The sequence below is a fragment of the Methanosaeta sp. UBA356 genome, assembly GCF_002496465.1.
Taxonomy (GTDB): domain Archaea; phylum Halobacteriota; class Methanosarcinia; order Methanotrichales; family Methanotrichaceae; genus Methanothrix; species Methanothrix soehngenii.
Map to the genome: position 1 here is coordinate 1 of NZ_DAKC01000102.1, position 11660 is coordinate 11660.

At 51.8% G+C, this 11660-nt stretch carries 10 protein-coding genes; 2 read left to right on the forward strand and 8 right to left on the reverse strand.

The genetic code is table 11. The features are described 5' to 3' along the window. Positions 1 to 68: 68 nt before the first annotated feature. Positions 69 to 1241, forward strand: coding sequence for a M24 family metallopeptidase (locus BP727_RS09340; RefSeq protein ID WP_013720323.1), 1173 nt, complete (start codon positions 69 to 71; stop codon positions 1239 to 1241). A 72-nt stretch (positions 1242 to 1313) separates the two neighbouring features. Here BP727_RS09340 and BP727_RS09345 read toward each other — a convergent pair whose 3' ends face one another. The 8 genes from BP727_RS09345 to BP727_RS09380 form a co-directional block, all read right to left on the reverse strand. Then, positions 1314 to 2297, reverse strand: coding sequence for a metal-dependent hydrolase (locus BP727_RS09345; RefSeq protein WP_286858510.1), 984 nt, complete (start codon positions 2295 to 2297; stop codon positions 1314 to 1316). Between the two features lie 177 nt (positions 2298 to 2474). Next, positions 2475 to 3260 carry a DUF7594 domain-containing protein gene (locus tag BP727_RS09350; protein WP_286858512.1) on the reverse strand — a complete coding sequence of 262 codons (786 nt, stop codon included), beginning with the start codon at positions 3258 to 3260 and terminating at the stop codon, positions 2475 to 2477. Positions 3261 to 4213: 953 nt separating this feature from the next. Further along, on the reverse strand, positions 4214 to 5791 hold the full coding sequence (locus tag BP727_RS09355) for a hypothetical protein (protein WP_013720326.1): 1578 nt from the start codon (positions 5789 to 5791) through the stop codon (positions 4214 to 4216). Positions 5792 to 6153: 362 nt separating this feature from the next. Further along, entirely contained in the window at positions 6154 to 6792 is a 639-nt protein-coding gene (locus BP727_RS09360) for a DUF99 family protein (RefSeq protein ID WP_013720327.1), read from the reverse strand. 182 nt (positions 6793 to 6974) lie between these two features. Continuing rightward, entirely contained in the window at positions 6975 to 7559 is a 585-nt protein-coding gene (locus tag BP727_RS09365; RefSeq protein ID WP_013720328.1) for an acylphosphatase, read from the reverse strand. Between the two features lie 378 nt (positions 7560 to 7937). Then, entirely contained in the window at positions 7938 to 8804 is an 867-nt protein-coding gene (locus tag BP727_RS09370; RefSeq protein ID WP_273278546.1) for a lamin tail domain-containing protein, read from the reverse strand. Between the two features lie 199 nt (positions 8805 to 9003). Then, a complete protein-coding gene (locus BP727_RS09375) occupies positions 9004 to 9231 on the reverse strand; it encodes a hypothetical protein (protein WP_273278547.1) in 228 nt (75 codons plus the stop codon). 195 nt (positions 9232 to 9426) lie between these two features. Next, positions 9427 to 10863: a cobyrinate a,c-diamide synthase gene (locus BP727_RS09380; protein ID WP_273278548.1), complete on the reverse strand. Its 1437-nt coding sequence runs from the start codon at positions 10861 to 10863 to the stop codon at positions 9427 to 9429. A 90-nt stretch (positions 10864 to 10953) separates the two neighbouring features. Between BP727_RS09380 and BP727_RS09385 the strand changes: the two genes are divergently transcribed. Then, a partial coding sequence (locus BP727_RS09385; protein ID WP_286858518.1) for a DUF166 domain-containing protein occupies positions 10954 to 11660 on the forward strand: 707 nt, incomplete at its 3' end.

The following is an 11660-nucleotide window of genomic DNA, read 5'->3' on the forward strand; positions in this document are numbered from 1 at the left end:
TGCACAAGGCGGAGTTTAGGTTGATGATAAAAAAAGATATAATAAATGGATTATAAGAGGCAGGCAAAATGGATTATGTTCTTCACCCCAAGTCAGAGATCGATAGCAGGATAAAAAAGCTAAAAGATCGGATGGACGACATCGACGGAGCCCTTCTATTTCAGGCGGTGGACATGTGCTACTTCTCTGGAACCGCCCAGGACGGACTGGTCTACATACCCAGAGACGGCGAGCCGATTATTATGATGAAAAGAAGCCTGGTGAGGGCAAAAGAGGAGTCGCCCCTGGAGGTCCGGCCGCTAAAGAATATGAGAAATCTAAAAGAGGACCTGGGCATCAAAACGAGCGCTACCATTGGCCTGGAGATGGATGTCCTTCCCTGCAGCTTCTACTTTAGGGTGAACAAGGCCCTGGAGGATGCTTCTTTTGTCGATGTTGCCGAGAGGATCAAGCATATCCGCTCAGTCAAGTCAGAGTTCGAGATAAAACTGGCCAAGGAAGCTGCACAGATGCTGGTGGAGGGATTCTCCACCGTTCCGGATCATATTAAAGAGGGAATGACTGAGGTGGAGCTGATGTGCCGCATGGAATCGGAGATGAGGCTGATGGGCCATCAGGGATCCCTGCGCTTTCGCCGCTTCAACAGCATCGTTCCCATAGGCCATATAATGTCCGGATCGAGCGCTGCCATCCCCAGCTTCCTGGCCTCGCCCACCGGCGGCAAGGGAACCTCGGTGGTGTTTCCTCATGGTCCAGGCTACAGAAAGATAAAGAGAAACGAACCGGTATTTGTGGACACGGTGGGCATCTGCAATGGATATATCGCCGATGCCACCAGGATCTTCTCTTTGGGCAAGATCGAGCCGGAGCTCGTGGAGGCCTACGAGGCCTCCTGCCAGATCGAGGAGGCCATCGCCAGGGAGATGAAGCCGGGCAGGACGGCTAGAGAGCTGTTCGAGCTCTCAGAATCAGAGGGGGCGCGCCTGGGCTATGGCGATTTCCTGGGTGGACCGGTAGGGAGCAAATGCGGCTTTGTGGGTCACGGTGTAGGCCTTGAGCTGGATGAGTATCCGGTGCTCGCCCCGCTGGACCACAAGATCCAGGAAGGGATGACCATCGCCGTGGAGCCCAAGATCATCTATCCGGGCAAAGGTGTTTTAGGGGTGGAGGACACCTTCCTGACGACATCATCTGGAGCCCTGAGGCTGACGGAGATGCCCCTGGAGATCTGGGAGGTCTGAGGCTTTGTCGATGGGATCAGAGGGTGCAGATCCGGTTTTGGGTTTTTGTGACGCTCCGTCGGGACAACTTCGCTAGAGGAGCTCCGCCTCAGTCTCATTTGCCATGACCTGGATGGATCCAAAACCTCTGGAGCTGGCATTCAGTGGGCGCCAGCTGTTCATGTACTGATTCACGATCACCGGATCGTAGTACTCTATGATCCAATTCCCTTCTTTTTCGGAGGCGTTGATGGCTACTGCACTGGATCTCCACCGGAAGAGCTTGACCTGGGGGAGGCTCTCAGCTCTTTTGAGGGCTTCGTCCAATCCGTCTTTATGGAGCGGGGCATTTTGGTGAAGATAGGATGCATTATCCGGCAGCAATCCAGCAAAGATATTGAACTTGGATATCAGGAAACTATTGTTATTGCTATCGTTTTTCAGCATGATCCACTGGAAGAGATTTGAGTCCGGATAGATCTTGAAGCCGTCATCATGAAAACCATTCGCCATATCTTTGCCCTCCAGCCTTATTCCGCTTATGACCAAAAGAAATATGAGAAAGGCGGCGGACACCTTTTTATCGATTTTCATCTCTGGCCGGTCCCGGAAGAGCTTCGCCATAAATAGAAGGGTAGCGATCATTATCACGATCTCTATCCGGCTGAAGATCTCGGCTGAGTACCTGGCAGCGGTCAGAGGATAGAAGAGGGGAACGCCTCCTGAGGTGAGAAAGTCTAAGAAGAGGTGGCTGATGATTCCTGCATAGGAATAGGCCAGGGTCGTGGCTGAGAACTGCAGGTCTTCAGTAACGATACCCCTGGACCTGGTCTTTATCCAGCCGCGAGAGACCAGAAAGAGGAGGATTGCTGCCACGAAGAAGCCGAAGAGGAAAGTATGGGTGAAACCCCTGTGCACTATGAGATAAGAGGTCGGATGGATCTGATTGATCCAGACCACCAGCACGTCCAGGTCGGGAGCTATTCCGCCGAGCACCAGGGCGGCAAGATAATCTCTCCTGATCCTCAAGAAGCGGCCCAAGAGATAGGGAAGCAATGCATGGGAGAAGAAGTCCATCAAGGCAGTTTAGCTCATCATGGCTATTTTTGCTTTTTGGAAACGGCCTTTGTCCAGAACAAAATAAAAAAGTATAGATGAGATCAACTGTCAGATGGTCGCAGGCATCTGGGCAGGCTCCTGATTTACCTATGATTCTGCGCCCCAGGCACCTGGCTACCCCCTTGGCCTTGATCTTTATTGTACCAGTCCGAATGCATGAACAGGTGGCTCTGCTGAGACAGAGTCCGGGGATAGGATTTGATCTGTCTGATTCATCTGCCCCGAGATACCGTCCGAATTTGCTTGATCAGCCTGGACTGGCTGACCAGCAGGGATGGCCTGATCTGCATTGCCGGAGATGGGCTGCCCAGGATAGGGCATGATCATCAGATATGGCCCCTGGCCGCTCTCTTTAGACAGAAAGTCGATCTCAGTCGTGCTGTTGCCAATGGCCTCCAGGAGGAATGATACCTTGTCCCCTCTTCCCTTTGCCTGCATGAGCTTTTGGGAGACGTCGAAGGCATAGATATCATCGCCATCGCTATTGATGCTCATCAGAGAAAGGTCATTTTTCACTATCAGGTTCCTGGCAGGCAGGATGTTGACCAGGAAGGTGGTTATATCGGATTGCTCATCCCAATCCGAGCCGATGGTCACCAGAGCCACAATGCCTGAGCGATCCATCTGGCGCACCGATGCTGCTTTGAGCACCAGAATTGCGATGTCGTCATCGGCAATGTCTATGCCGGAAAGGTTGAATTGTATTAATGGAACCCCGGGATAGCTGTTCAAAGTGGTATTGTTTGCATCCGGCACATTGGTGGCGCAAAGCAGTGTATCGCTCTGGTTGTATACCGTCTCATTTCCCGTTCCCAGGCTGACATAAACGTCCTGGGAAGCGGGAATCTCTGTCGCCTGGCATTGCCCGCAGACGGCGATGACCGCCGCCAGCAGCATGAGAATTATCCCCCTTCTATTCATATCTCATCTCTCCTCAATCAATTCTTATCCAGATGATATTACATAAAATCGATTCATATTTAAAATTATAGTCTGCAAATCTTTTTTGTGAAGAGAAAGAAAAATGTAGAGCCACAGGAAGCACTTCTTGGGCGGAAATGCGCGCTGGTTAACAATAGGGCCTGAGGCTGGATGGATGCTTTAGGCTTTTCTATTGGCAGGTCGTCTTGCTAGCCAGTCTCATCTGCCAGGGGATGGCTTCATGCGCGTAGGGGATTGGGCTCCGAGGAGTCTTCTCGCCCAGGGCAGCGTACTTTTCTATCTTCTCGATAACCTCCAGAATGCCAGAATGTCAAGGAGCCATTCTCGATCATTCCTCAGAGAGCCACCGCCTCATTCAATTTTAGTTATTTTTAGGGCCTTTATTTCAGTCGATTTCTTGAATCCAGCTGGATTGAGGCTAATATTCTTCACAGCTGTTTTTTTTAGTGGGCGACGCGCGCGATTAAACGCGCGGAAGAGCTTTGGCCCCCTCAACGCCGGTGAGGCTTGGATGGAACTATCGAGGTGGTTAAGTCTGATTCCAATCATTTATGGAGCTTTCCTTTGAGAGGCCCATCGCTGTAGATGCGATCTTTGAGCGGATCGCCCGCCACTTTCCCGATGCCCGGGGGCGGATGCTAAAATTAAATATCCCTGCCTTCAGACCCGTCATCTGATTCTTCTTCAGTCGATATGACTCACTTTGACCGTGGTTTGTATGCTGGTTGCAGGAATCCCGCATATCTGAGCGAGTCCTTTGTGAGCTTTGTGTTCTTTGTGGTTAAATTATTGCACGTGTTATTAATTAAAGATAATTCCTCAACCACATAGAACAGAAGCGATTCACACAGAACGCATAAAGAGAACAAAGAGACTTCCATGTTTCATCTGCAATTAAGAAGTCTCGTGCAAGCCTTAAATCCAGAAGAGGATCAAAAACCCTGGCATTTGCCAGAGTTCAGCCTCCCCTCCCCAATCTCCATCCCGCAGTCCAGCGCATTTTCATCCATTGTCAGGCTCTTTCTCTTGCTCGCAAACCTCCACTCAGCCTTCCCATCCATAGAGAAGTTGCCAATAAGCCGCTGGTCTATGAAGCCGCCCTGCCATGCCGCCATGCGATCGGCAGTGCCATTCACCTGGGCAGAGGTCTCCAGATATGATAGCGATTTTCCCAGCTTTGTCTTGTAGCTCAGATTGATCCAGCTTGCCTCATGGTATCTGTCCATCCAGCCCAGATCCCGGTAATCGTTCTCCGCCCGCACATCGGCAGACCAGCTCTCATCCAGGGCAATCGAGCGATGGGAGAGGTTGAGCGTGCAAGGGGATTGAGAGGCAGAAACACTACGGTCAGCGGATATGCTCGAAGATCTATAGTCCAGCTCCTCCTCCGCTCGATAGGTGCCAGAGCCATGCTCGCCGTAAGCCAGTGTCGAGCCGACTATCGGCTTTATCGCCGTGTCCAGAGAGGCCGAGTAGCTGCGGTTGCCCGCCAGGATCTGGACGCTGTTGGTGATGATGTACCTTTCAAATTCTGTTGAAAGCATGCCACGGGTTGAGGAAAGACCTATGCCTGAGACTGTGCCCTCTATATCAGCCTTAGCTGCGGGCTTCACTGTCTTCATGACGATCTTGATCTGGCCGTGCTTGCCTGGAGCTACGGCGGGGATGGTCCAGCGGTTGTTGCTGCCCGGATCGGGCGCTGGCTGGGATTCGATGAAGACTGTCTTCGGGTCGTAATTCTCCCTGACCACGATGTCAACGGGCTGGAAATCGTTGTTCCCATAGGTGATGGTATAGGTGATCTTCCCTCCGGCGGCCGCGCTTTTGGGGCCATACTTGACGTCTTCTTCCTCCAGGGGTTCGAAGCTGATGATCTCATCGCCAATTCTTATGTAATCGATGAAGGCCGAGGTCACCGGCGCTTTGGAATCTTTATAGAGGGTGATATAGATATGCAATACCTCATGCCCTTTTAGCCATTCTTTGAAATCCTCTAGGCCGCCGTGGGGGAAGTTCTTATTGCCATATTTCTCAAATTCGAGGTCAAAGCCATCCAGCTCATTCCACTGGCCGTGGGAGAATCCCAGATCCGACCACGACCGGCTAATGGAGCGAATCCTTGCATCCTGAGGGTCTTTGCTCTCGTAGGCACCGCTCTCATCACCATCCATATAGAACTCGATCTGAACCTTTCCATTCCCAGCTCCCGGATTCACCCACATACTCATCCTATCGATGTCCTCTATGGCCATGGGCTCATCCAGATAAATTCGCGCCCGGACGGTAGTGCCCTTATTGTCCACAGACAGGTCTGCGCAGTTCGACCCGTGAAATGCCGCCTCATCGCTGACCGACCCCTGGGAGTACTTCGAGCTACCCAGCCTCCAGTCCAGATCGGTAAGGCCTGCGGCAGGAAAATAACACAATAGCATAAGAATGAGGATCGCCATGATACATGAAAGGTAGCGGGCGCTCCTCAATAACTTGCCTGGCTTGTATGACTTGCACATACTTCCTCATAATATTTTTTCTGTAGAAAAAGGATTCGGTCCAAAAAGCCCGCACTGTATAGTTATCACCATCAAAAAGATCCTTCAGGAATTAACTATTGTGAAATCGAAGGGTGAAGCAGCTCGGCCATTGGTCCTGAATTTTTAATTGAAAAAATAACCTATATCAGACCTACATAAGCTCTACATGAAAAAAACAGTTATTAACTTCGGAGAGAATCGACTATTGAGCGGTAGGAGAGTGGGGACTTGTCTTGCCGCCCTGGCAGGAGCAGCAAAGTTGGCAGAATGCCTCCTGCCAGCATATCGCCATTAAGCCATCAAGGCTGTTATCGCTGGTTTATCCACTGGATCGCAGGCTGCTATTCGCTGCCGGAAGCTAATTCCTCCTCAACCTTGCGCGCTGCCCGGGCTGCCATTCGGGCCAATCTAACCGGCTCCGGCACCCTGCCATCCAGTGTGAACTTATTTAAGAGAATTCTCGCCTCTTCCACCGTTGCCCCGTGCACGCGCACGAATAGCTCGTAGCCCGTCTTGAGCCTGATCTTCTCCCGCATGCCCAGGGAACGGTAGCGCTCGATCTTTTCTTCCGGTTCCGGGAAATATTCGCGCAGGTATTTTTCCAAGCCCTCTGATTCCTCGTAGGTCAGGCAGATGAGGGGCCGGCTGACCTCTTCGAACACCGCCACGAGGTCGATGATATTAAACCAGCTTATTGCTGCCCCGCTCAGGAAAAGGGCATTGATATCCCTGCGATCCAGCCGGCGACATATCTCCAGGACCGCTCGGGTGGCATCGTCTCCCCCCACACTCGCCCGGGCATAGGCCAGGCCGTCCACCCTTCTGTCTGCGCGCATGACCACCCCCGCCAGCATGGACCAGGAACTCATCGGCGGTGAGAGAGTTGTGGATACGGGATCGGAGGATAGGGCACAAGGCCGCTCGAAGCTCTCCGCAATCCCCAAGACCCGCAGGGCAGGCTTGTTGAGATGAAGTGGCATACATCTACCTTATCATCTCTGCGACAAATAGCATACGGCCGTGATTCAATAATGGATCATACCCCGGTCATATAGAACGCGGCCCAGTAGAATGGATGTCGGAATCGCTCATCCTCTCGCAGCTTTCTTTGGGCCTCAGCCTTATAGCAATCTCTGCCCCTGATCAAAGCTTCGAGATTTTGCTAAGACCTCATCTTGGCCTTAATCTCCGTCACATCGCTCTCGATCCTCTGCAGTCGCTCTTCTGTGCGGCTCTTCAAATCCGAGCGCATGCCACAAACCTCAGAGACTATCTCCTCTCTGGCATCGTCTATCCTATCGATGATTTGATCCTGTTTCCCAGAGATCTCTTTTAAAAAGGAGCTCATGCCATCCAGCTTGGATCCCATACTATCGAGCTTTGAACCATTATCTCTGAATCCCTCTCTCACGGCAGATATCAGCTCTTTGAGATAATCTGCTGCCTGGTCCAGGCGGGCGTCGGTCTCCCTCTCCCCCGCAACTTTGAAAAACTCTTCGTAAGATCCATTTGCCCCAGAAAATTCTGCCTCAATCTCTTCCACGTCGATCAGGGTATTTTTGATCCTGATGGCTTCAAGGAACCTTTCTAAATCAGCTTCATGGCCCTCTGCAACGATCTTCACCCTGCTGTCAGACAGGTTCATCACATATCCTTTGAGTCCAAAGACGCGCGCTATGGTTACTACCTTCGACCTGTAGCCAGCCATCTGGACCTTTCCAGAGACATAAGCGGTGAGCTTGAGCATTCTTTTGACTGTTATCCCTTTTCGTATTTGGACTTTATCATCCCATGCGGGAAAGGCGATTAGTATTTCACCATCTTTTGCATTCAGACTTCCTGCTCGCGTCTCCTTTCCCTTTCCACAAATGGAGATCTGCAGGAGAGGAGAAATTGACTGTTATATCGGGCCATGAGAAAAAAAGAAAGGCTCTTCGCTGAATTATGTGGGTGAGTTAAGTCAGAGAATATGGCCTCGTTTCCTCTGCGTCTCTGTGGTTGGGTCAATGCATAGCGGTTCACCACAGAGGCACCGAGACACAGAGAACCAGCGATTCAAGTTCGCCCATACAAAATAGCGAGGAGCCAAAAGAAAAATCTACGGCCGTAATGGCCGCATTAAGCTCTAGTACTGAATCATATCCTTCCAGGGATCGACATATTCAGTTGCTACCTCTGCTGCAGCAGTGGTGACATCATAGCTGGTTAAGATATTTCCCGCCGCATCCTTTAAGGTAACGATATTGTCGACCCAGAGGGGCTCAGTGCTATTGGTATAGATATCTGTGGCAGTTCCAGCGCCCATTCCCTCATGAACCTTGATCGACGTGCCATCCTCGAGGACCAGTTGGGGGAAGACGAAGGTGGCAACTCCTGCAGACTCCAGCGTCCAGCCGGTCATATCCCACTCGCCAACGGCCTCATTGGCTACCTGGACATACTTGTCCCCAGGAGTATCAACTACTCTGGCGATTGTTACCTTTACCGAAGGAGCCGGAATTCCAGAATCGCGGCTGAATACGGCAGCCCGATCTGCGGATGTGGCCACATCAGAATAGCCTCCCGGAAGAGCCTTCCCCAGAACCATGGAGGTGCCAGCGGTGTAGTTAGAGAGCTGCTTGAACCTTGATGCGGTCTCAGTAGCGACAGCGACCTCTTCCACTGGGGTCTCGTTCACTGGGGTGTCAACCACTGGGATCTCAACTACCGGGGTCTCAACCACTGGGGTGTCAACCACTGGTGTCTCAACTACTGGGGTCTCAACTACTGGAACCTCTTCTACAGGGGCCTCTGTGACATTAATTGTCTCTATTGCAGCAGTTGCATTGGTGACGGCTGTCATATTTGTGACATTGGTGGCGTTCGTGAGATTGGTGATGTTAGTGACATTCAAATCTGCGAGGGCAGCGATATCTGCTACATCCTGGGCATAAACCAGCCCCACGGAGAAGGCTAGCATCATAGATAGGATCAACATTCCTGTACACTTCATATTCATACCTCAATCAAAACGTATTCGCAGAAAAATATAAGCCTTTCTTATGGCTTCTTTCGATTCGTCCATAGTGCCAATATAATTTATTGCTGCTTATGGCCTCTGGGCAAAAAAATAATTGGCAGGAGAATATAGCCCCTCTTCCGCCCGTTTAGGCGTTTCTGCTGAACCACAATCTCCTGACCTGGGTTTTGATTTACTCCTCAGCGGACTCAGTGACAGTAACGGTTTCGGCTTCGATGGTCACATTGGTTACATTTGTCATGTTGGTAACGTTTGTCATGTTGGTTACATTGGTCATGTTCGTGGATTCGTTTTCGCTTGCATTCAGGTCCTCATCCAATACTTCCTCGCTCAAGGCAGCTCCAATCGACAGAGCCATCAAGAGGGAGAAGAGTACCAATCCGCTTGATATTTTGCTCATAGTTTACACTCCATTTGCTAACTTAGCGTGTGAAAATCTTTATTGAATATAAACTTTTCCGTGACAAAAATTATGTATATCTTGGGCTAATAGGAGAATTGGTCAGCAAAAACGAGCTTTTCCCCTGCCAAGTCGTCTCAGCCAAAGCAGGCTCAAAAAAGCAGTATTTTTAAGAGATATTGCAGATATCCGTATTCAACTCCTCCTGTATGCACGACAGCTTTCAATGAATTTATTACCAGATACCGAATAAAAGTGGGTGTGCAGATATCCAGCCATGGTGTTGTTCTCCACCAGACCGTCCCGGCCATCAGCGATTCCTTTTCCCCGGGAGAGCTTCAGGCAATAACGGGCATCTCTATCACAAATGCAGCGCGAATAGTGAAACTCATGACCGCGAAGGCTCCTGCCCACATCCGCCAGAGGATTTCTCTCCGATACCTCTGCCTTCACATAGCCAAGGGCCATGAGCCTCTTCTCCATGAACGTGGTGCAGGGAAGGGCCCCAGCCATTTTAAAGGAGCCTGCCTCTGACTCCAGGGCTGCTCCCAGATACATCAGACCCCCGCACTCTCCATAGATGGGCATACCATCCTCGGAGGCCTTCTTGATCTGCTTCCTGGCAGGAGCCCTTTCCAGCTGAGAGGCATACAGCTCTGGATAGCCTCCCCCGATATACAGCCCCTCCACATCGGGCAGCTGGTCTTCCAGAGGGCTGAAATAGACCAGATCCGCTCCATGCCTCTCCAGCTCTAAGAGGTTCTCATGATAATAAAAGCAGAAGGCTCGATCCCTGGCCACTCCTATTCGCACCGATCCATTTCCATCTGCCTTTGCCCCTGCCAGTTCAATAGAGGCGGAAATCGCGGGCGTCCGGGCCTGGCCCGGAAGCGTGAGAATCATGTCGATATCGGCATTCTCCTCCAGGAATGTCGCCAGGATTTCTGGATCATGATCCTTCTCAAAGCCCATAACCAGCCCCAGGTGGCGGCTTTTCATCTCCATCTCTTTATCTCTGGGCAGGGCTCCGAATACGGGCTTCGCCAGGCAGCTTTTGAGCATATCCAGATGCCTCTTGCTTCCCACCCGGTTGAGTATCGTCCCCGCCAGCCGCACCCCTGGATCGTAGCTGGCAAATCCCAGCTCCATGGCGGCAGCACTTCGCGACATGCCGTGCACATTGATCACCAGGAGGACGGGTATATCCAGGATCTTGGCCACCTGAGCGGTGCTGCCAACCTCTGTGCCATCCATGCCGTCGAATAGACCCATCACCCCCTCCACCACCGCCACATCTGCTCCCTCGATAGCCGAGAAAAAGGAGCGACGAACACCCTCCTCGCTCATCATAAAGGGGTCTAAATTGAAAGAAGGCCTTCCACAGATAGCAGTATGGTGTGAGGGATCGATGAAGTCCGGACCCACTTTATAGGGCTGAACCACCAGACCGCGAGCACGCAGGGCAGCCATCAGACCTAAGGTGATCGTCGTCTTGCCTACTCCGCTATGGGTACCGGCGATGAGCACCGCTGGGATAGATCCTTTCAGGGATCCCTCAATTGAGCTATCATGCGATCTCTCAATTGAACTCTCCGATGATCTCTCCAATGATCTCTCCAATGATCCTTCCATCGATCTATCCGACCGCCTCTTTGAACTTGCGGGGTGCATGCTTCCATCTTCTCCGGCAAGGATATTAATACGCTGGCCGATCCCTTCTGCATGCTGGTTGGGGTAATCAAAAGAGGAAAATACGGCGAACGCCTTCTAGAGACCATAAAAGACCATACCGACTTCGAAGTGGTATCGGTTGATGTCCCGGAGATCCTGCCGGGATTCATAGAGGATCCGGAGGAGTTCGTCCGGGAGCTGAATTTAGACCCGCAAATCTTCCAGGCTGACCTGCTCATTCTCTACACATTTCATCCGGACCTCACTCCGGAGATCGTCCGCCTGGCAGGAAAAGAAGGGGTTAAGGCGGTCATCATTCCCGGCGGCATAGGCCGGGCGGGCTCCATCACTGAGCTGGAGAAGATCGCTGAGGAGCATAACATCCACATCGAGGTTGATGAGATCTGCTGCACCCTGGAGGAATGCGGCGTCCCGGCGATCGACCAGTTCGCGAAAAAGCTGGGAAAACCGGAGCTAGAGGTCCAGACAAAGGACGGTAAGATCAGCGGCGTGCGCGTCTTGCGTGGCTCCCCCTGCGGAGCGACATGGCATGCCGCCACAGACATAGTGGGGAAGACTGTGGCTGAGGCACCATCCCTCACAGGCCTATTCTGCCAGCAGTATCCATGTCGCGCAGTGAGGGGAGGTCCGGGGGGCATCCACACCTCCGGAGACCTGCATAAGGATGCCATGGAGAGGGCTCTGGGTAAGGTCACCCGGCTTGTCCTTCCCGAGCAGTCCAAACCCATCAAGATCGA

Excerpts from the sequence above, each read along its gene's own strand:
- BP727_RS09340 (WP_013720323.1), top strand. The coding sequence starts at position 69 with ATGGATTATGTTCTTCACCCCAAGTCAGAGATCGATAGCAGGATAAAA.
- BP727_RS09345 (WP_286858510.1), bottom strand. The coding sequence starts at position 2,297 with ATGGACTTCTTCTCCCATGCATTGCTTCCCTATCTCTTGGGCCGCTTC.
- BP727_RS09350 (WP_286858512.1), bottom strand. The coding sequence starts at position 3,260 with ATGAATAGAAGGGGGATAATTCTCATGCTGCTGGCGGCGGTCATCGCC.
- BP727_RS09355 (WP_013720326.1), bottom strand. The coding sequence starts at position 5,791 with ATGTGCAAGTCATACAAGCCAGGCAAGTTATTGAGGAGCGCCCGCTAC.
- BP727_RS09360 (WP_013720327.1), bottom strand. The coding sequence starts at position 6,792 with ATGCCACTTCATCTCAACAAGCCTGCCCTGCGGGTCTTGGGGATTGCG.
- BP727_RS09365 (WP_013720328.1), bottom strand. The coding sequence starts at position 7,559 with ATGCTCAAGCTCACCGCTTATGTCTCTGGAAAGGTCCAGATGGCTGGC.
- BP727_RS09370 (WP_273278546.1), bottom strand. The coding sequence starts at position 8,804 with ATGAAGTGTACAGGAATGTTGATCCTATCTATGATGCTAGCCTTCTCC.
- BP727_RS09375 (WP_273278547.1), bottom strand. The coding sequence starts at position 9,231 with ATGAGCAAAATATCAAGCGGATTGGTACTCTTCTCCCTCTTGATGGCT.
- BP727_RS09380 (WP_273278548.1), bottom strand. The coding sequence starts at position 10,863 with ATGGAAGGATCATTGGAGAGATCATTGGAGAGATCATCGGAGAGTTCA.